Below are 20,870 nucleotides of genomic sequence, written 5' to 3'. Positions count from 1 at the left end.
TGGCCCGATGCAGGTTCTGGTCGTCGACAACTATGACAGCTTCGTGTTCAACCTGGTCCAGTATCTGGGTCAGCTCGGGGTGGACGCGCAGGTGTGGCGTAACGACGACGATCGCCTGGCCACCGAAGCCGACCTCGCCAAGGTGGCGGCCGACTTCGACGGCGTCCTGCTGAGCCCGGGCCCGGGCACGCCGGAACGGGCCGGAGCCACGATTCCGCTGGTGCGCGCGTGCGCCGCGGCCGGCACTCCCCTACTCGGCGTCTGTCTCGGGCACCAGGCCATCGGGGTGGCGTTCGGGGGCACCGTCGACCGGGCGCCCGAACTGCTCCACGGCAAGACGAGCGTCGTGCATCACGCCGATGCCGGCGTGCTCAAGGGCCTTCCGGATCCGTTCACCGCGACGCGGTACCACTCTCTGACGATCCTGCCCGAGACCGTGCCCGATGAGCTCGAGGTCATCGGGCAGACCGACGGTGGCGTCATCATGGCCGTGCGCCATCGACAGCTGCCGATTCACGGTGTGCAGTTCCACCCCGAGTCGATCCTCACCCAGGGCGGGCACCGCATGCTGGCCAATTGGCTCGGCGTGTGCGGTGCCGCTCCCGAGGAAGGCCTGGTGGCCACGCTCGAGGCCGAGGTGGCCCGCGCCGTGGCGGCGGCTACGACGCGAAGCTCAGTGTGATCTTCGCGCCGAAGTTCACCCCGGTGCCCGGGGACGGGCTCTGGGTGACGACCGCGTTGGTCCGCTGACCGCTGTCGCGCACGTCCGGCCCCTTGTCCAGGACCCCGGTCCAGCCCAGCGCGCTCAGGCGCTGGTAGGCGTCATCCCAGAACTGCCCGACCAGGTTGGGCATGACGAACTGGTTGCCCTTCGAGACATGGATCTGGATCGGGGTGTCCTTGGGCACCGACGTCCCGGCGGGCGGCTCGGTACCCACCACCTGGCCCGCGGGTGCGGTGTTGTCGACGTCGATCACGACGGTGTTGGTGAATCCCGACGCGGTGAGGATCTGTTTGCACACGTCGACCGATTGGCCGGTGCAGGACGGAACCGCAGTGTCCTCCGGGCCTGAACCGACCACGACGGTGACCTCGTAGATGATCCCCGCGGTCTGGTTGGCCGGCGGATTGGTGGCGAGCACCCGGCCCTTCTGTTCGGGTGTCGACGGGCTGGTGGATTCTTTGACCTTCTCGAACCCGGCGTCCTTGAGCTTCTGGCGGGCCTGGGACGGGGTCAACCCGGCCACATCGGGCACCTGAGCCTGCTGGGGTCCGGCGGAAACGTTCACGGTGATCTCATCGCCGGCGGCCACCATGCTGTTGGCCGCCGGGTCGGTGTTGATCACGACACCCAGGGCCACTTTGTTGTCAGTCTTGGGCTCGGTGCGGGTCTTGAAACCGCGGTTCTGCAGTGCGGCAACGGCATCCGCCGAACGCTGGCCGCTCACGTCGGGCACCTGCACATCGCGTGACGTGCCGTCGAACATGTTGATCGCCACCGTCACCACCACGGTCAACACCGCCAGCACCGCGACGGCGATCAACCAGCGGGCGATCGAGGCATTGCGGTCGGCCGGGCGGGGCACGACCATGTTCTGGGTGGGCACCCCGCCGCCCTGGGCCAGCATCGGCCCGGAGTTCATCATCGACGTCCGCTCGGCGTCGGTGAGCACCTTGGGGGCCTCCGGGGCCTCACCGCTGTGCACGCGGATCAGGTCCGTACGCATCTCGGCAGCGGTCTGGTAGCGGTTGTCCGGGTTCTTGGCCAGGGCCTTGAGCACCACGGCGTCGAGTTCCGGGGAGATGCCGGCGTGGCGTTGCGACGGCGGGACCGGATCCTCGCGAACATGCTGATACGCCACCGCCACCGGTGAATCACCGATGAAAGGTGGTTCCCCGGTGAGCATTTCGTAGAGCACACAGCCCAGCGAGTAGACGTCGGAACGGGCGTCGACGGTCTCACCGCGGGCTTGCTCGGGCGACAGGTACTGCGCGGTGCCGATCACCGCGGCGGTCTGCGTGACACTGTTGCCGGTGTCGGCCAAGGCCCGCGCGATACCGAAGTCCATCACCTTCACAGCGTTGTTCTTGCTGATCATGATGTTGGCCGGCTTGACGTCGCGGTGCACGATGCCGTGCTGGTGGCTGAAATTCAGCGCCTGGCAGGCATCGGCGATGACCTCGATCGCGCGGCGCGGCGTCATGGGCCCATCGGTGTGCACGATGTCGCGCAGCGTCACACCGTCGACGTACTCCATGACGATGTAGGGCAGCGGACCGTTGGGCGTCTCGGCCTCTCCGGTGTCGTAGACCGCCACGATGGCGGGGTGGTTCAGCGCGGCCGCGTTCTGTGCTTCACGGCGGAACCGAAGGTAGAAGCTGGGGTCACGGGCCAGATCGGCCCGCAGCACCTTGACCGCGACATCGCGGTGCAGCCGCGTGTCGCGTGCGATGTGGACTTCGGACATGCCGCCGAAGCCGAGAATTTCACCGAGTTCATATCGGTCAGAGAGGTGCTGAGGCGTCGTCATCGCAGTATCTGTTCCGGGGCCCCTGAGGTGGCCGGAGCGTCAGCCCCGGCTTCTCTGGGCAAGATCACGTGGAATGCCAGGTCCGGCAACGCTGCCGGGGTCTGGTAAGGCGTCGTCTGGGTCACCGTGTCGGTGACCGTGGGCGGTGGTGACTGCTGCTGATCCTTGCGATCCTGTGCATTGAGCACGATCAGGATGGCAATCACAATAGCGAGCGCGCCGAGTACCCCGGCGGCCCACAACAGGGCCCGCTGACCCGACGAGAACGTGCGCCGCGGAGCCGGTGCGGGCCGGTGGGCGGCGGTGGTCGGCCTGGCCCGGGTGGCGGTCACCGGGGTGCGGCCGGTGAGCTCGGCCGCGGCGCGGGCCTGGGCGGCCGAGGGAACCGCGGCCGGAGCGGCCCGGCCCAGAGTCGGGGCCTGGTTGGGACGCGGGGGACGGCGGCCGGAGCGCACCGCGGCGACCGCGTCGGCGAACGGCCCGCCCGACTTGTAACGCATCCCCGGGTTCTTCACCAGGGTGATCTCGATCAGCTCGCGGACGTTGGGCGGCAGATCCGCGGGCAGCGGCGGCGGGGTCTCCTTGATGTGCTTCATCGCGACCGTCAGCGCACCGTCGCCGGTGAATGGACGCTTGCCCGAAACCGATTCGTAGCCAACGACTCCCAGCGCGTAGACGTCGCTGGCAGCGGTGGCGTCGTGGCCGAGGGCCTGCTCGGGCGCGATGTACTGGGCGGTGCCCATCACCATGCCGGTCTGGGTTACCGGGGCGGCGTCGACGGCCTTGGCGATGCCGAAGTCGGTCAGTTTCACCTGGCCGGTCGGGGTGATGAGGATGTTGCCCGGCTTGACGTCGCGGTGGACCAGCCCGGCGGTGTGGGCCACCTGTAGCGCGCGTCCGGTCTGCTCGAGCATGTCCAGGGCATGCCGGAGCGAGAGCCGTCCGGTCCGCTTGAGCACCGAGTTCAGTGGCTCACCGTTGACGAGCTCCATCACCAGATACGCGGTGCGGCCCTCGCCGTCGATATCGGTCTCGCCGTAGTCGTACACGCTGGCGATGCCGGGGTGGTTGAGCATCGCCACGGTGCGGGCCTCCGCCCGGAACCGCTCGACGAATTCGGCATCGGTGGAGAACTCGGCCTTGAGCACCTTGACCGCGACGCGCCGGCCCAGCCGCGAGTCCACGGCCTCCCAGACCTGACCCATACCGCCGGTGGCGATCAGTCGCTGCAGCCGGTACCGCCCGGACAGCGTGACTCCAACCCGGGGACTCATGAATCCTCCCGTAGCGCCGCCGCGATGGTGGCGCGTCCGATCGGGGCGGCGAGTGCGCCGCCGGTGGCCGACAACCGGTCCCCGCCGTCCTCGATCAACACCGAGACCGCGACCTTGGGGTCGCTGGCCGGTGCGAATGCGATGTACCAGGCATGCGGCGGAGTGTTACGGGGATCCGTCCCGTGCTCTGCCGTACCGGTCTTCGAAGCGATCTGCACGCCGGCGATGGCTCCCTTCTGCTGAGTCACCTGCTCGGCGGCGACCATCAAGTCCGTAAGTGTAGCTGCGACCTGGGGTGACACCGCCCGGCGCTCTTGGGCGGGGGCGGTGGTGGCGATCGTGGTCAGGTCGGGTCCTTTTAGGCTATCCACAAGATACGGGCGCATGGCGATGCCGTCATTCGCGATGGTCGCGGCCACTTGCGCATTCTGCAGCGGAGTCAACGCGACATCGCGCTGTCCGATGCTGGACATACCGAGCGCCGCGCCGTCGGAGATGGGTCCGGTGGTGGATTCGGCCACCTGCAGCGGGATGGCCGCCGGGGGAGTATCGAGCCCGAAGGCCTGGGCGGTGGCCTTGAGCTTGTCGGCCCCGGTTTTGATCCCCAGCTCGACGAAGGCGGTGTTGCACGATTTGGCGAACGCCTCGCGCAGGGAGGTGGTCGGTCCGGGCCCACACGAGGCCCCACCGAAGTTCTCCAGCGTGGCGGTGCTGTCGGGTAGCGGGATCCGCGGCGCCGCGGTCAGCTGGGTGTCCGGGGTGGAGCCGGACTGCAGGGCCGCCGCGGTGGTGATCACCTTGAACGTCGAGCCCGGTGGGTAGGTCTCCGCGATGGCGCGGTTGAGAAGCGGGGACTGCTCGTTGTCGCGCAACTGCTGCCAGGCCTCGCTCTGCGCGTTGAGGTCGTGTGTGGCGAGCCGGTTGGGGTCGTACGAGGGGGACGACGCCATGGCCAGGATCTTGCCCGTCGAAGGCTCCAGGGCCACCACAGAGCCCTTGCAGGGGCCGTCACTGCAGCCGTGCTGCAGCGCGTCCCACGCCGCCTGCTGCACCTGCGGGTTGATCGTGGTGTCGACATTGCCGCCGCGCGGGTCGCGGCCGGTGAAGAAATCGGCGAGCCGACGGCCGAAGAGGCGCTCGTCCGAGCCGTTGAGGATGGCATCCTCGGCCCGCTCCAGCCCGGTGCTCGAATAGCCCAGCGAGTAGAACCCGGTGATCGGGGCGTAGACGTCGGGGTTGGGGTAGGTGCGCAGGAAGCGGAACCGGCCGTCGGTGGCCACCGAGTAGGCCATCAGCTGGCCGCCGGCGGTGATCTGGCCCCGCTGGCGCGAATACTCGTCGAGCAGCACCCGCTGGTTACGCGGGTCGGCGCGTAACCCGTCGGCCGTGAAGACCTGGGTGATGGTGGCGTTGGTCAACAGCAGCACGATCAGCACCATGATCGTGACTGCCACCCGGCGCAGGGAGGTGTTCATACCTTCTCGATCACCTCGGTGTTGGCCGCGGCGATGGGGGTCGGGTTCGGCGTCGGGGTGGTGGTGATGGGCCGGCGAGCGGCGTGCGAGATGCGCACCAGGATGGCCAGCAGGATGTAGTTGGCCAGCAGTGAGGAGCCGCCGTAGGACATCCACGGGGTGGTCAGGCCGGTCAACGGGATCAGCTTCGTGACGCCGCCGACGACGATGAACAGCTGAATGGCCAGCGTCGAGGCCAACCCGGCCGCCAGGAGCTTGCCGAAGCTGTCGCGCACCGCGATCGCCGTGCGCATGCCGCGGATGATCAGGATCGTGTAAAGCATGAGAACGCCTGCCAGCCCGACCAATCCGAGCTCTTCGCCGATCGCGGCGATGATGAAATCGGTGGCCGCGGCGGGCACGGTCCCGGGCTGTCCATTGCCCAGACCGGTGCCGAAGATGCCGCCGGTGGCGAAACTGAACAGGGACTGCACCATCTGGTAGCCGGCGCCGTCAGGATCGGCGAACGGATCGAGCCAGGTCTCCACCCGCACCCGGACATGGCCGAAAACCTGGTATGCCACAACGCTTCCCGCGGCGAACAAGGCGAGTCCGATGACCACCCAGCTCAGTCGCTCAGTAGCCACGTAGACCAGCACCAGGAACGACGCATACAGCAGAAGTGAAGTGCCCAAATCCTTTTCGAAAACCATCACACCCACTGAGGCCGCCCAGGCCAGCAGCAGGGGAGCCAGGTCGCGGGGTCGCGGAAGGTCGAGCCCGAAGAAGTGTTTCCCCGCGCTGGTGAACAGATCACGCTTGGCCACCAGCACCGCTGCGAAGAAGATCAGCAGCAGGATCTTGGAGAACTCGGCGGGCTGAATCGAGAAGCCCGGGAACTGGATCCAGATCTTGGCGCCGTACTGCTCGGAGTACTTCGCCGGCAACAACGCCGGAATGACAAGCAGCACAAGGCCGGTCAGCGCGCAGATGTACCCGTACCGGGCGAGCATGCGGTGGTCGGTCAGCAGTGCCACCACGACCGAGAACCCGATGACACCCACCAGCGTCCACATCATCTGCTGATTGGCGGTGCCGCCGAGCCCGTCGGAGGCCGTCTCACCCTTGGCCAGGTCCAGCCGGTGGATCATCACCAGGCCCTGCCCGTTGAGCAGTGCCACGACCGGCAGCAGCAGCGGGTCGGCATAGGGCGCGAACCGGCGCACGGCCAGGTGCGCGGCGCCCATCAGGACGATGAACGCGATGACGTAGCGGGCCAGATCCCAGTTCAGGCCCTGTTCCTGGTTGGCCTCGACGATCAGCAGCGCGACCGTGGTGATGAAGGCCGCGAACCCCAGAAGCAGCAGTTCCGCATTGCGCCGATTGGGTAGCGGCGGCGTGACGGTAACCGGCGACTGGGGCTGAGTCGTCATGACACCGCTCGGCAGTTCTTCCCCGGTTCTTGTGGTGGGGGAGGCAGCGCGGTGACCGTCGGTGACGGTGACGGCGGTGCCGGGGGCGGGGCAGCGGCGCTCCCGGGAACCCCGGGGGCAGGTGATTCAGGTGCGGGAGTCTCGGGGGCCGGCGGCTCCGCGCTGGGCGTCGGGGACGGGGCCGGCACGGCGCCAGGTGAGGGCGACGGCGACGGGCTGGGTGCTGGGGTCGGCTTCGACGTCGTCGTGGGCGCGGTGCGCGTTACGCACACCGGCAGGACGGAGCTCCGGGCCAGATCGTTGATCTGCTGGATGGCTTCGTCCTGGGTGCCGCCGGGCAGACCGGCCCGGACCGAGGCCCGTTCGGAGGGCCGCATGTCATCGACCGCCATCAACCGGCAGTCGAGGCGGCTGCGCTCCTGGTCGGCGCTGATCAGCGAGAGTTCGTTGCGTGCGTTGAGACAGCCGAGGCGATACGGCTCCTGCAGCGAGATGCCAAGGAAGGTGCCCTGGACCCCGCGCATGATGGACACCGTGCCCTGATGTTCGGCGACGTAATAGTTGTTGCGGATGATCTCCCGACCGATTGCCAGCCCCACGATGAGCACCAGCACCAGCAGCACAGCGGCGATGAGGATCCGGCGACGCGACCGCGGCCGGCGATCCGGCTCGGCCGGCTGGGGGACCACGCGTTTGGGTTCATTGCGGCGGGGATTGAACGCCGAGGCCCGTCCGGCGGCCGTGTCCGGAGGTGCGGTCTGGTCGTCGTCTCCGGATACCGCGCCGGCGAGGATCGGCTGCGTCTGCCCGTAGTCATAGTCGACGACGTCGGCGACCACCACGGTCACGTTGTCCGGGCCGCCGCCGCGCAGCGCCAATTCGATCAGCCGGTCGGCACTCTCGGCGACATCCTCGATCTGCAGGGCCTCGTTGATGGTCTCGTGGCTGACCGGATCGGACAGACCGTCCGAGCACAGCAAGTAACGATCACCGGCCTTGGCCTCGCGCATGATCAAGGTCGGCTCGACCTCGTGTCCGGTCAGCGCCCGCATGATCAGCGAGCGCTGGGGATGGCTGTGGGCCTCCTCGGCGGTGATGCGCCCCTCGTCGACCAGTGTCTGGACGAACGTGTCGTCCTTGGTGATCTGGGTCAGCTCACCGTCGCGCAGCAGGTAGCCGCGGGAATCGCCGATGTGGACCAGGCCGAGCCGGTTGCCCGCGAACAGGATCGCGGTGAGCGTCGTGCCCATGCCGTCGAGTTCGGGGTCGGCCTCCACGTGGGCCGCGATCGCGGCATTGCCCTGGCCGACCGCGGTATTGAGCTTGCTGAGCAGATCGCCGCCGGGCTCGTCGTCGTCGAGATGCGCGAGCGCCGCGATGACCAGCTGTGAGGCCACTTCGCCCGCGGCATGGCCACCCATGCCGTCGGCCAGCGCCAGCAGCCGCGCCCCGGCGTACACCGAGTCCTCATTGTTGGCGCGAACCAATCCGCGATCACTGCGCGCGGCGTATCGGAGAACGAGGGTCATAGTGTGTCTCGCGCTCCTCGCATGCGCGGTATCGATCCTGCTCCTCGCGCGCGGAGTGCCCGATCTGCTCCTCGCGTGCGCGGCGTCACGGACGCAACTCGATTACCGTCTTACCGATTCGAACCGGTGTTCCGATCGAAACCCTTACCGCTGTTGTCACCTTCGCCCTGTCAAGGTATGTGCCGTTGGTCGATCCTAGGTCCTCGACGTACCACTCCGAACCTCGTGGCGAGAGCCGGGCGTGGCGCGTCGAAGCGTAATCATCGGTGAGCACAAGAGTGGAGTCGTCGGCACGGCCGATCAGCACCGGCTGGGCACCCAACGTGATGCGGGTTCCGGCCAGTGCGCCCTCGGTGACCACCAATTGCCGCGCGATATGCCGTCGGTCCCGGCTCGGAAGCAGGGAACCGCGGAGAGCCAACCCCCGGCGGACCATCACCGCGCCCGTGGGCGCATAGATGTCGGTCCGCAGGATACGCAGCACCGACCAGATGAACAGCCACAGCAGCAGGAGGAAACCGACACGCGTCAGTTGCAGCACTAACCCCTGCATCTGACGTCCTCTCCGTATCCGCCCCACTGGTATCGCTCAGCTACCGTCGGCAACGTCACGATACTTGGACGCCGATCGCCGTGAGGGCGAAGCGGGGTGCTTGCCACTCAGGTGTGTCCGGTTTCAGACGCTCAGTGCACGCGCACGATGATCTCGGAATGGCCCAGCCGGATCACGTCGCCGTCGGCCAGCTGCCACTCCTGCACCGGTGCGTTGTTCACCGTGGTGCCGTTGGTGGAGTTGAGGTCTGACAGCAACGCGACCTGCCCGTCCCAACGGATCTCCAGATGCCGTCGTGACACGCCGGTGTCGGGGAGACGGAACTGGGCGTCCTGCCCGCGGCCGATCACATTGGCGCCCTCGCGCAGTTGGTAGGTGCGGCCGCTGCCGTCGTCGAGCTGGAGCGTGACCGCGGCGCCGCCGGCGGCATAGTCGCCGCCGCCGTACCCGCCCTGCTGGCCGCCGTAACCGGGTTGGCCACCCTGCGGTGCGCCGTACTCCCCGCCGCCGTAGCCGCCCTGCTCGCCATAACCTGGCTCGCCGTAGCCCTGCTCGGGGTAGCCGCCCTGCTGGGGCTCGGCGTAGCCGCGGCCGTAATCCTGCTGCTGGCCGTACTCCTGGCGCCCGTAGGGCTGCTGGCCGCCGGCGTACCCACCTTGCTCGGGGTAGCCGCCGCCCTGGCGTGGGTCCTGACGTCCGTAGTCGTACTCGCCGGCGCCGTAACCGGGCTGACCGCCCGGTGCGGGCTGGGCGGGCGGAGCGGGCTGGCCGTAGCCGCCGCCCTGCTGGCCGCCGTAGCCACGGTCATAACCGCCGCCCTGCTGGCCGCCGTAGCCGCCGGCGGGTGGACGCTGCTGCTCGTAGGACTGCGGGGGGTAGCCGCCCTGGTCGGGGTAGCCGCCTTGATCCGGGTACCCGCCCTGGTCGGGGTAGCCGCCCTGCTCGGGGTACCCACCGCGCTCGGCGCCGTAGCCGCCGCGCTGCGGGGGGTAACCGCCCTGGTCCTGAGGGGGGTAACCGCCGCCCTGATCCGGCGGGTACTGGCCACCGCGGGGATCGTCCTGCGGCCCGTAGCGGTCGTCGTAATAGTCGTCGCCGGGCCGCCCTTGTCCCTGGCCGCCGCGGTAATTCGGGTTATCGGTCATAGGTGGTTCTCCTGATTCTGCGGTGAACGCTTGGTCGCCTCGGGCTCGCGCGGATTCGCCAGCGGTCGAATCGGGGTTAACCGCGCCGTGTGCGCGGAACTGTCCGGTGTGCAAGTTCGATGATTGCTCGAATCTAACGACCACATCACCATACGTTTGCCACCCCTGATCACGAATGAATCCCCCCAGATGCTTGGCGAACGCGGACGAGGTCAGGTCAGTATCGGCGCTTACTTTCTGATAGTCAGTGCCACTGAGCGTAATTACGTAGGCGTTCGGTGCCAAAACTTGACCACCGGCCACGGTACGGGCCCGGGACTCGGCTTCCCGGCACAACGCCGTCTCTACTTCCTGGGGCACTATCGAGCCGCCGAAGACCCGGGCGAACGCATCGCCGACGGTCGACTCGAGTTTGCGTTCGATGCGGTCGACCAGACCCATGTCACCGCCCGCCTTTTCTCGTTGTCGCTCGTCGCCTCGGCACGGCCACCCGTGCTCCCGCGTGTCGCTCTGGCCACACTGCTCACAAGCATGGTATCGGCCTGGTGCCGTAATGCGGGACCAACAGAACTCTGAGAATTCGGTCAATGCAGGTCAGTGACCTGATCTAGATGAGCTTAAGGATCTTCTGACAGTCTGACGGCCGCTCCGGCGGCCCGCTGATCGGGCGGTTTGGGAACGGCGCGCTCGCAGTGTTACGCTCCCTCGGTCATTCGGGCGAGTGGCGGAATGGCAGACGCGCTGGCTTCAGGTGCCAGTGTCCTTCGGGACGTGGGGGTTCAAGTCCCCCTTCGCCCACAGAGAGCGGTTCAGATGAACCGCACACACAAAGGTCGCGAGCCCAATCGGGTTCGCGACCTTTGTGTTTTGGTATGGGTCTGGTCTTCAGTGGCGGGACTCGGTTCCGGGTAATCCCGAAAGTGAGCTTATCGGTCGGGCTGCGGGCGTGTAGACCGATTCCTCGGCGAGGCGGCGGCTCCATCCCCGCGCCCTTACCAGGCCATGGTCGTCGCGCTGTTCTTCTTTGTTGCGGTTTTGTGAGTAGCTCCGGCGACAGCTTCTCCGCGGCGCGCGTGTGTTTGGCATCACAGAAGTGGATTCTTCGCGCTCCTTGCATAGGTCACACCCACACCTGTGACCGGTTGAGAGAAAGTGTCAGGCGGGGAGGTGACGATGAAGCAAGCGATAACAACAAATTCGATGAAGTGATCCAGCGGCCGTAAACCGTGACCGAAGTATTGCTTCACCATCCGGCGTTCGCGTGCGCCCCTGGCAGAGACGATCAGCGAGCAATGTCGTTGAGAGCCCGGAGCGCTGTAGTGACAGCGACATCGAGCGCATCGAGGTCCGCGGCCGAGGGTGGGGCGGTGTCGCGGGTGATCCGCCGCAGCTCTGTCAGGGGTCCGATGACGATCGCTGAAACAAGGTGGGCAGGAGCGCCGAGCGCTAGCTGGCGGTCATCCAGCCATCGACGTAGCTGCTGACTGAAGCGGATTGCGTTGCGCCCGAGACGGCCATGCCTCCTTTCTGTTTCGAGGAGTTCGGCCAGTGCAGGATGCTGTCGGCACCAAGTTAGGTCGGCTGCTACCGCCGACGCGTAACCGCCGGCATGCAGGGCCGTAAGGAACGAATTGGACCAGTCCTGCACCGCCTCGTCAGCCACGAGCGCGCGGAGCCGATCCAGCGACCCAACGTGGTGATAGACGCTGCCGTTACTGATGCCGGACTCCCGGACCAACGCCCGCACAGTCAACGCGTCAACTCCGTCGCGATCAACGATGACCAGCGCTGTTTGCAGCAGAGCCTGTGGTGGCCGAAGTGTGTCCACCGCCACAGAGTATCGACTAGAGCAGTGCTCTAGTCTTGTCGTGCAGGGATGACTCTGAGAGGACCGTGTAATGGCAGCGACTGAGGCAATGACCAAGATGCCGTGGATCGGCTGGCTTGACTTGGACACCGAGTTCGGTCCGGATGGCACACTCCAGGTGATCCTGCGTCGACCCAAACCTGAACATCTCAATCACAACAACCATGTGAACGCACCTGTGATCTACGGCGTCGCCGAAGTCGCCGGCGCCGGCGCTGCCGTAATCGCAGCCGGGGCTGATGGCCATGGCGCATATACCGTGATCCGTGACGCCACAATCAAATACAGTCGGCCGGCCCGCGGCGGCATCTCTGCTACCGCCAAGCTTGACGAGGGCACAGTCGAACTCATGCGCCAAGAGTTACGCGCTGGCCGTGGATGCGACGCCGTGGTTCGGGTGTCCCTGACGGATGCCGAAAACACGCACACAGGCACATGCGACTTCACTGTCAGCTTGCGACCGCCACGTGAATCCGACTAAATCCGTGGCCCTGACACAGAGTTCGGTGGGCGAGAACGCTTTCTGCTCGATGTACTGAGGCCATATGCTGCGCGGCATTTAAGGGGGTGTGTCGCAAGCAGGTGAAGATTTCGCAAGAACGGAGCACAGAAACCAATTCTGTCGTTCTCGAAAACGGCACGCTCGTCGCTTAACTCCACCGGTCGGCCGATGTTGGTGTCCGACGAGAACTTGCTAACGCGTAATGCGAACAAACACGAACCGCATTCACAGAGGCCAGCCAAGCTCTGAAGCTATGTGAAATATCAATCGACTTCAGACGGCAGCAACGGCGAGTCGACAATGTGATCGGCCCGGGGCATAGCTAGAGGCAATGCAACGCCGTCTATTGCGATCAATGCCAGCCAGTGTTCGGGTTCTGCGCCTGTCATAGCTGCTGGACCCACATGTGCGGAATGCGTGAGCTCGTCGTCGGCCGAATCTCATCGGGGGTAGCCGGTATGGCCACCGGGGTGGCGTGGTCCTTCCGCTGGTCTGGACCGGCTGGTCGATACCCATTTATTTGGTGTCCAGCGGTCCGTGATCGCCGGGTTAGGCTCGGTTCGACCGGTTGAGATCACGAGGAAACGGAGCAGTCCATGGCGCTGTCCGGTATTCGGCGGCGGCCAGGGCAAGCCGGAGAAACTCGATCAGATCGCTACTCGAGCGAAGCCGGGGCATGTCCGTGACGTCCGGCGGGTACGGGGATGGCCCGACATCTCCATCCGACGGTGACCTCTTCGCCGGACGGGGTGGATTCTCCGGCCTACCGCAGGAGTCCGCATACCGACCGCCGATCATCGCCTCCGGCTACGGCATGGCGCCGCCGCCCGGGCACGCGCCGTATCAGCAGGAAGTCAACGCCCTGGCCACGCTGTCGGTCGTGTTCGCGTTCATCCTGGCTCCGGTTGGGGCCGTGATGGGGCAGGTCGCGCTCTACCAGATCGGTAAGACCGGTCAGCCCGGCCGCGAACGCGCACTGATCGGCGTGACCGTGTCTTTTGTCATGATGTTTCTGCTGATCATCGCGTTGGTCGTGTGGTTGATGTCGACACGCTAGGTCCGTGTAACGCCGCCGAACAGGCCCAGCGCGAGTAGGACGACCATGCCGCGCTCGACGTTTCCGGGCAGGCGATCGCGTGCGGACAACCGAATTCGGTGACAGTCTTACCAACGCCCCGAAAGCCGAAGAATGCTGATGACCAGATCCACGTGTGATGCCGTGCCAGACGGCCGCGGTCGCCGCTCGTGTTCGACCACCGGGAATCGGACTACTCCGGCAACAACTCGACACAAGTTTGATAAGCATGCGGGGGTCGCGCGGATGGTGCGGTGCCTCCCGAAAGGGATTAGCTGGCGGCGGGGGGCAGCACGATGTTTCCGATAGAGTCGGACAATCCAGCGCGGGGGATCTCTCTTACGGTCGCGGCGGGGCATCGATATGGCATCCGCGCGACGTCTGGCGTCTGGCTGACGGGTTCGCAGATGGGAGGATCAGTGTCGTCATGACCAATCCGAATCCGTTTGATTTCAGCGACTTCGGCCCGCCGCAGCGCCAGGGCCCGCCATCGGCACCGCCGGGTCTTGCGGGACCGCCGGCGCAGGCCGGTTTCGACCCGTGGGCCGGCCAGCCCCCGGCGCAGGCTCCCCAGCCGTCCGGGCCGCAGGACATATTCGGTGCCGCACCGACGCCGCACGGTCAGGATGTGTTCGGGCAATCCACCGCGACACTCGGCGGGACTGCATTGAAGACGGCCGGGCCGCCGCTGGTGTGGTTCGGCGTGGCGCTGGGCCTGGCGGTTCTGGGTGCGGTGATAGCCATTGTCGGGGCGGTGGCAGGCCCATGGTTGCTGACCGCATTGGCCGGGTGGCTGTTGGCAGGACCGGTCGCCATCGGAGCATTGGCGGTCTACACCCGCGTCGATACGCGTCGGCGGACCGAGGCCATCTATTCGGCACCTGGTTGGACGGAAACTCTGTATTGGGTGGTGTTGGCGGCCTGCCTGATCGGCATTGCGATCGGGGCGTGGCAGATCGCGCTATGGGCAGGCAGGTTCTAAGGAATGAAGAGGGGGATCTTGCGTTCGGCTGCGCGCGCGAGCACGAAGGGTTTGGTCGCGGTCGCCTCGGCCGCTGCGGTCGTCGTGATGGGTTGGTCGGCGCCGGTGGCGTCGGCCGAAACGGCCACCGGCGGGGCAGCCCGGTTCGGCGCATGTGTGGGCGCGCAGAAGTCCGGTGACCTACTGCTGTTGTTCGACGAGTCGAGCAGCCTGCAGCAGAGCGATCCCGGCGGCGATCGGGTGAACGCGGCGCGATACCTGTTGCGCACGCTCGGCGAATTTGCCGATCGGGTCGGCGCCAAACTGGAAGTGGCCTCGGCAGGCTTTTCCGACACCTATACGCCCGAACACGATTGGACCCCGCTCACCGCGGCGAGCGCCAATTCGGTAGGGGACCAACTGGCGAGTCTGAAATCGAAGAACACCGGTATCGATACCGATTACTGGATGGCACTGGATGGGGCTCGGCAGGCTCTGGCCGCCCGCGGCGGTGGCGGCGCGGGTGCCGGCGCCGACTCGGGTCAGCGGTGTCAGGCGGTGGCCTGGTTCTCCGACGGCAAGATCGATTTCACCCCGCGCGAGGTGGCCAAGCCCTACGCCGAAGGTGTCGACCTGACCAACCAGGGCGGCATCGATCAGGCCAGGCAGCGGGCCGTCGAGTCGATCTGCCGCGGCGGGGGAGTTGCCGACCAGGTGCGGTCATCGGGGATCGTGATGCTCGGCATCGGCCTGGGCGCCGAGGCCTCACCAGGCGACTTCGACGTGATGAGCGCGATCAGCACCGGAAAAGGGCTGGACGGCATGAAGTGCGGGGACATCACCGATCCGGTCCCCGGTGACTTCTATCCGGTGTCGAACATCGACGACATGTTGTTCGCGTTCGACAAGCTCAACCCCGAACCCGGGGTGAACTCCCAGGGACCGGTATGTCAGGGGCAGCTGTGTGAGGAGGCCCGGCACAACTTCGTGCTGGACCGCTCCATCAAATCGGTGACGATCCTGGGCTCCGGCGACGTCCCGGGTGTGGTGCCCTATCTGGTTTCCCCGTCGGGAGCCACCGTCGAATTACCGAAGAAGGACGGCAAGGTCGAGCTCCAGGTGGGTGGTGCCCCGGTGAGCTACGAATGGCTCTCCGACACCTCCCAGACCATTGCGATGACCAGCGGCGGCGGTGAGTGGGCCGGCCAGTGGGCGATCACCTACGTCGATCCCAGCAGCGCGCATCCCGATGCGGTGTCGAAGGTGAACATCCACATCACCACCGACATCTTCCCTGCGCTGACCAACGGCGATGCCATCAAGTGGCGCAGCGGCGCGAAGATCGACGATCTGACTTTCGGCCTGGTCGACGGCAAGGGCCAGGCCGTGTCACCGAAGGATCTCGCCGGTACCGCCGAGATGACCGTTCAACTCGTACCCGAGGGCGCCGAGCCGATAGTGCTGATGGATGCCACGCCCAAGGAGAACATCGCAGTCCCCGTGAGCGTGGATCTGTCCAAGGCCGCCCCGGGCCGCGCCACGCTCAAGATGTCGCTGGGGATCACCACCGCACCGGCGATGGATCCGGCCGGCGTGCAGATCGCCCCCGGCACCAAACTGTCGCAGCAGACGCGGGACCTGCCGGTGCAGATCCAGCCCAAGGTGGGATTGCCCACCATCGGTGATCGGATCGACTTCGGTTCGGTACAGGCGGCCCAGGGCGCCACTGCGGAACTGACCGTCACGGGGCCGGGGTGTGTCTGGATCGCCGACGGTGAGCCCGTCAAGGTGATCGCTGGCCCGGAGGGAATCGGCGACCCGAAGGTGACCGCGGCGCAGAACTCGTCGGGCAACTGTCTCAAGCTCGACAAAGATCAGACCCAGAAACTGCAGGTCACGTTGCGGACCGACCAGGACGGACATGGCGGTCTGAACGGCACCGTCCCGGTGCATGTGGCCTCGTTGGAGAATCCCGATGACGGCCAGGTGGTCGACGTGCAGTTTGCCGCGTCGCTGCTGAAGCCGCTGAACAAGACCAACTTCGTGCTGGTTTTGATCGCTGCGCTGCTGCTCGGGCCGGGAATTCCGTTGGGCCTGCTGTACCTGTCGAAGTGGTGGGTCACCAAGATCCCGAATACGCCGTTGCTGGCCGAACGGATCCACGTCGAGGTCAACAACGACATGGCGCTGCGCGACGGGAATCCGTTCGCGATGGTCGATTCCGATCTGATCCAGCCGGTCACCGGGTTGACCGAAGGTGTGCGCAGGCTGTCGGTGCTCGGGGTGACTCTCAACGCGGTGATGGGCCGCAGTCCCTTCGGTGCAGGCCGGGTCACGGTGGACGCGGGCAACCTGGTCAGCGTCGGTTCGGAGTTGCCGGGTAGCGACGAGACCGGCCTGCACGCGGTGCTGCCGCTGGCCGTGCACAACACCTGGGTGGTGCTGCACGATCCGCGGGGACCGTCGAATCGCGCGGAGGTGCTGCTGCTGGTCAGCGGCAACACCGACACCGCAGCCAGAGAAAAGATCTTCGAGGAGGTGGGCCGCCGGCTGCCGGAGCTCCTCAACGGCCTGCGGCTACGTGCGGTACAGGCCGGAGTCGCGTCGCCCCACGACGATCAGGACCAGGGTGCGTCACCGTTCGGTGAGGCCGGACACGGCGCTGCCCCTGCCGGATACGACCCGTTCGGCGGACCCCAGGCACCGATGGAGGCGCCCGGCGGGGCGTACGGGCCCCCCGCGGCATCTGGTCCCCCCGATCCGTTCGGAGCCGGCATGCCCCCCGCGCCGCAGGGGCCGGGTGCCGGTCCGTATGAGTCGGGACAGCAAGTGCCGCACTCGTATCAGCCGGACGGGAACCGGCCCCCACCCGCCCGACAACCCGGTGCACCTGGCGATACTCGACAGGGGCAGCAGGGACCCCCGGCGCCCCAGGGGCGCCCTCAGCAATATGACCCCGATCCGTTCGACCCGTTTGGTGGAGGAGCCTGATGCGCCGTTTCTTGGTAGTCGGATGTGGTGGTTCCGGTGGCGCCACTTTGGCGTTCATGATGGATCAGCTCCGCTCTGAACTACACGCCGCAGGCATCGACAAGTTGTTGGCGGGCTGGCAGTTCGTGCACATCGATGTGCCCAGTGCCGCCGAATCGGGGCCCGAGGGCCTGGCGAACGTTCCGGCCCAGGGCGGCAGCTACATCGGGTGCGGTCCCCAGGGCAGTAGTTATGCAATTCTCGACGGTGCGCTGTCGCAGCGGCTGGCTGCCGATGGCGCCCTCGATACCGTCGCCACCTGGGCTCCGCGCAATCCGCAGGAGGTCACCAACCCGATCTCGGCCGGTGCCGGCCAGTACCGGGCGATCGGCCGCATGATCACGCTGAGCAAGGCCAGCGAGATTCACGCCCGGCTGCAGTCGTCCTGGGATGCGTTGTTCCGGGTGGAGACGATCTCGGAGATGGCCTCGGCCAGCGTGCCCGGGATGGGTCGGTTCGACCCGAACGAACCGCCGCTGGTGCTGGTGGTGTCCTCGATGGCCGGCGGTGCCGGCGCCTCGATGGCCCTGGACGTCTGCCGGTTGCTCACCTTGGTGACCGGGCTGGACCCGAAACTGATGGGTGTCTTCATGGTGACGCCCGACATCTTCGATTCGTTGCCGGAGAGCGCGCGCACCGGTGTGCGGGCCAATGCGCTGGCCATGCTGGGTGAGATCGTGGCCAGCCAGGCCGGCGCCGCCCGCGAGCACGACGTGCGGATCCTGCGGGCCCTGGGCCAGCACCACGGTGACGGCGAGCCGATCCCGTTCGCCCGCGTGTTCCCGGTCGGCCGGTACATCGGCGCCGATCGGACCCTGTTCGGCGACGGCTCCCAGAACGCCGTGTACCGCGGCCTGGCCCGCGGTCTGGCAGGGCTGATGATGAGTGGCAAGGCCAGCGACCAGTTCGTGTCCTACGACCTCGGCAACACGGCGTCGCCGGTCGGTGACCGTGACGTCCTCGGCTGGGGCATCTCGGCGTGGGATGTATTGCCTTGGGGCACATACGGTTTCTCCAGTCTGTCGATGGGCCGTGATCGGTATGCGGAGTACGCAGCGCAGCGGCTCGCCCGTGCGGCCGCCGACAAACTTCTCTTCGGCCACGTCCAGCCGGGCAACCCGGCGTCGAGCAACGAGCAGCTCGACAGCCTGCTGAGCAGCCAGTGGCATGCGCACTGCGGTGAACTGCGCATCCCCGATCAGGCAGGCGACGAGCAGACCCGGGTCGGCGTTCTGGGTAACTGGATCGCCAACGGGGCGTTCGCACCCGAAGCCGTCGTCGGGGCCGTCAACGGTCTGGTGGAACGCCAATTGCGGGGCTATCTGCCCAATCCGCAAGGGATGTCGGCCGACCAGTGGGTGCCGATTTTCCGTCAGGCGGTGCTCAACCGGCGTGCCGATCTTTCCCGCTCCTGCGCCGAGACGGGCTACGCGATGGCCTACGCGTGGCACAACGAGTTCTCTGAACAGGTCCGAGTGATGGTCGGCCGCGCCGCGGCGACCCTCGGTCTGCCGTATGCCCGTGAGCTCGTCGACCGGCTGCGCCGCCATATCAACGACGTGCTGGCGCCGGGCCTGGCGCAGCTCGGGTCCATGGGCCCGCCGGACATCGTCGCGGTGCCGCCGCAGGTCGACGCGGCGCTGCGGTCCCTTCACGGCACCATGACCAACGCCGACCAGGTGCTGGGGGTCGCGCTGGACGGTTTCCGCTCCAACGTGCGCCGCCAGCTCTTCGCCGATGCCGCCGCCCGCGTTGCCGACGTGATGCGCGTGATGGGCGCCGAATTGCTTGCGCCCCTTCGGGAATCGCTCGGTGAGGCGATGATTCTGCTCGAGAAGGCTCGTTCAGAACCGCCCTCGGACATCGGATTGGCCCGGTTGTCGACCGATCAGTACGTCGCCTGGCCGTCGGATGCCGACGAGCTCGTGCCGTCGCGGTTCGCCGAGGCCAACAATGAGGTGCTGCTGATCAGTTCCGCGGCGTTCAAGCAACGCTACGAAGCCGACCTGCCCAAGGCAGTCGGCGGCGCGCACGCGATGATCCCGCTGCGCAACGCCGTCGAGGACGCCACTACCCGGGTGATCATGGGTGAGTGGCAGACCACCGGCGGTGTGTCGGCTCCCGGCGGGCTCGTCGAGCTGACCGCCAGCTGGGTCACCCGCGCCCTGGGAACCGACCCGGAGACCGGCAGACCACGCGTGCCGTCGATGGCGCAGTTCGACATTCACACGCGGCCCGCCGAACTGCTGTCCCGGGCCCGGTTGTACGTGGCGCGCCCGGGGGAGGCCTTCGAGGTCTTCTGCAAGGTGTCGCTGCGCGACTTCGTGCAGGGCGTCGGCGCCTCGGAATCCGAACTGAACAACCGCCGCCAGGACATCGCCACCAAGTTCAGCGAGGCGCTGTCCCTGGCCCGGCCGCTGGCCAGCGTGAACGACCAGGCACTTCAACGGGTACACCCCGGCCAGCAGGTCGAGTACCGATACAAGTTCTCCGAGATCCCGTTCGCCGGGCAACCGGTGGCCGAGGCGCTCAGTGACGTGTTGCGGTCCAATCCGCGTATCGACCAGGCCACCAAGGACAACTACGGCCGGTCGCTGTCGGACGAGGACAGTGTCACCCGCATCGACATCTTCGGGTCCTACCCGAACTACTCACCGCTGGCGTTCGATTCGGTGCTCAAACCGGCGGCGCAGCAGTGGGCCCAGACCGCGGGACCCGGACGCGGACAGTTCTGGCGCTACCGGCGGTCGCGTCCGCTGGCGGCATCGCTGCCGATGACCGACGACGAGCGGCGCACCATGACCGCCGGCTGGTTCCTGGGCCAGATCCTCGGCCGCATCCAGATTCCCGCGTCGCCGTACACCGAACCGGTGCGGATCTTCGACGGCAACGACAACCAGTGGCTGAACTTCCCCAACCCGCTGCTCACCCCGCCGTCGGCGTTCACCGCGTCGTACGACTGGCTCCCGGCGGTGCTCGAGGGAATCCTGTTGGCGATCGCCACCTCGCATGAACCCCCGGTGATGCGGTCCCTGCGGCCCTACCAGGTGTTGCGTGAGCTCTACGACTCGCACAGCCAGGACCCGGCGAGCGGCATCGTCGAGTTGTCAGCCGCCGGGTTGCTTCGTGAATTCCTCCAGACCGGAGTGTCGGGCCGGGGCGTCACCTCCCGGGTGGGGCCGATCGCAGCGGCGCAGACGACCGAGGAACGGCGCAGCGCCGCCGAAACCTGGTTGAGCAACGTCCGAGACGTCGCGGCGCAGTATCTGCCCTCGGACATGCCCGGTGCGGCACCCGAGGGGGCGTTCACCACGATCACGACCCGGTCCAAGGCGGCCAAGACGCCGATCTTCCGCGATCTGGCGCCAGATGTCTTCTGGGCCACCGACATGTTGATCAAGCTGCTCGAGCGCGAGGCCGAGGCACTGGCCAGGGGCGAGCACGCCGGCGCGGCCACGTTCCTGGACGACGGTGGCAGCTCGGTCGTGATTCCGGACGGCGGGACCTTCTAAACGA

14 protein-coding genes and 1 tRNA gene are annotated in these 20,870 nt (G+C 66.9%); 7 read left to right on the top strand and 8 right to left on the bottom strand.

Translation table 11 applies throughout. The features are described 5' to 3' along the window. Nucleotides 1-7: 7 nt before the first annotated feature. Complete coding sequence (locus ACWEFV_RS16480; RefSeq protein ID WP_450070956.1) at nucleotides 8-682, top strand: aminodeoxychorismate/anthranilate synthase component II; 675 nt, start codon at nucleotides 8-10, stop codon at nucleotides 680-682. On the opposite strand, the gene pknB is transcribed toward ACWEFV_RS16480, so the two are convergent. The 7 genes from pknB to ACWEFV_RS16445 all read right to left on the bottom strand — a co-directional run bounded on the left by pknB (nucleotide 660) and on the right by ACWEFV_RS16445 (nucleotide 10,360). After that, entirely contained in the window at nucleotides 660-2,531 is a 1,872-nt protein-coding gene (gene pknB / locus ACWEFV_RS16475; RefSeq protein ID WP_450070955.1) for a Stk1 family PASTA domain-containing Ser/Thr kinase, read from the bottom strand. The genes ACWEFV_RS16480 and pknB overlap by 23 nt on opposite strands. Further along, nucleotides 2,528-3,805 carry a protein kinase domain-containing protein gene (locus tag ACWEFV_RS16470; RefSeq protein WP_135459698.1) on the bottom strand — a complete coding sequence of 426 codons (1,278 nt, stop codon included), beginning with the start codon at nucleotides 3,803-3,805 and terminating at the stop codon, nucleotides 2,528-2,530. The genes pknB and ACWEFV_RS16470 overlap by 4 nt, the downstream gene beginning before the upstream one ends. Beyond that, on the bottom strand, nucleotides 3,802-5,280 hold the full coding sequence (gene pbpA / locus ACWEFV_RS16465; protein WP_450070954.1) for a D,D-transpeptidase PbpA: 1,479 nt from the start codon (nucleotides 5,278-5,280) through the stop codon (nucleotides 3,802-3,804). The genes ACWEFV_RS16470 and pbpA overlap by 4 nt, the downstream gene beginning before the upstream one ends. Then, entirely contained in the window at nucleotides 5,277-6,692 is a 1,416-nt protein-coding gene (locus ACWEFV_RS16460) for an FtsW/RodA/SpoVE family cell cycle protein (RefSeq protein ID WP_450070953.1), read from the bottom strand. Before ACWEFV_RS16460 ends, pbpA begins: the two co-directional genes overlap by 4 nt. Next, the gene (locus ACWEFV_RS16455; RefSeq protein ID WP_450070952.1) at nucleotides 6,689-8,221 is read right to left on the bottom strand and encodes a PP2C family protein-serine/threonine phosphatase; all 1,533 of its coding nucleotides are present in this window, start codon (nucleotides 8,219-8,221) and stop codon (nucleotides 6,689-6,691) included. Before ACWEFV_RS16455 ends, ACWEFV_RS16460 begins: the two co-directional genes overlap by 4 nt. Nucleotides 8,222-8,306: 85 nt before the next feature. Beyond that, nucleotides 8,307-8,774, bottom strand: coding sequence for an FHA domain-containing protein FhaB/FipA (locus ACWEFV_RS16450; protein ID WP_029110475.1), 468 nt, complete (start codon nucleotides 8,772-8,774; stop codon nucleotides 8,307-8,309). 131 nt (nucleotides 8,775-8,905) lie between these two features. Further along, entirely contained in the window at nucleotides 8,906-10,360 is a 1,455-nt protein-coding gene (locus ACWEFV_RS16445) for an FhaA domain-containing protein (protein WP_450070951.1), read from the bottom strand. Nucleotides 10,361-10,634: 274 nt separating this feature from the next. On the opposite strand from ACWEFV_RS16445, the gene ACWEFV_RS16440 reads away from it, so the two are divergent. Continuing rightward, a tRNA-Leu gene (locus tag ACWEFV_RS16440) sits at nucleotides 10,635-10,717 on the top strand. A 484-nt stretch (nucleotides 10,718-11,201) separates the two neighbouring features. On the opposite strand, the gene ACWEFV_RS16435 is transcribed toward ACWEFV_RS16440, so the two are convergent. Further along, nucleotides 11,202-11,747 carry a TetR/AcrR family transcriptional regulator gene (locus ACWEFV_RS16435; protein ID WP_450070950.1) on the bottom strand — a complete coding sequence of 182 codons (546 nt, stop codon included), beginning with the start codon at nucleotides 11,745-11,747 and terminating at the stop codon, nucleotides 11,202-11,204. Between the two features lie 70 nt (nucleotides 11,748-11,817). Between ACWEFV_RS16435 and ACWEFV_RS16430 the strand changes: the two genes are divergently transcribed. From ACWEFV_RS16430 to ACWEFV_RS16410, 5 genes are all read left to right on the top strand, one after another. Further along, the gene (locus ACWEFV_RS16430; protein WP_450070949.1) at nucleotides 11,818-12,267 is read left to right on the top strand and encodes a YiiD C-terminal domain-containing protein; all 450 of its coding nucleotides are present in this window, start codon (nucleotides 11,818-11,820) and stop codon (nucleotides 12,265-12,267) included. 697 nt (nucleotides 12,268-12,964) lie between these two features. Next, nucleotides 12,965-13,345: a DUF4190 domain-containing protein gene (locus tag ACWEFV_RS16425; protein ID WP_450070948.1), complete on the top strand. Its 381-nt coding sequence runs from the start codon at nucleotides 12,965-12,967 to the stop codon at nucleotides 13,343-13,345. A gap of 445 nt (nucleotides 13,346-13,790) precedes the next feature. Continuing rightward, entirely contained in the window at nucleotides 13,791-14,345 is a 555-nt protein-coding gene (locus tag ACWEFV_RS16420) for a hypothetical protein (protein WP_135451347.1), read from the top strand. 3 nt (nucleotides 14,346-14,348) lie between these two features. Then, nucleotides 14,349-17,315, top strand: coding sequence for a VWA domain-containing protein (locus ACWEFV_RS16415; RefSeq protein ID WP_450070947.1), 2,967 nt, complete (start codon nucleotides 14,349-14,351; stop codon nucleotides 17,313-17,315). Then, the gene (locus ACWEFV_RS16410) at nucleotides 17,315-20,866 is read left to right on the top strand and encodes a tubulin-like doman-containing protein (protein ID WP_450070946.1); all 3,552 of its coding nucleotides are present in this window, start codon (nucleotides 17,315-17,317) and stop codon (nucleotides 20,864-20,866) included. The genes ACWEFV_RS16415 and ACWEFV_RS16410 overlap by 1 nt, the downstream gene beginning before the upstream one ends. Nucleotides 20,867-20,870 lie beyond the last annotated feature (4 nt).

Source organism: Mycobacterium sp. NPDC004974, assembly GCF_053600815.1.
This window is presented reverse-complemented; position numbering and strand designations above follow the sequence as displayed.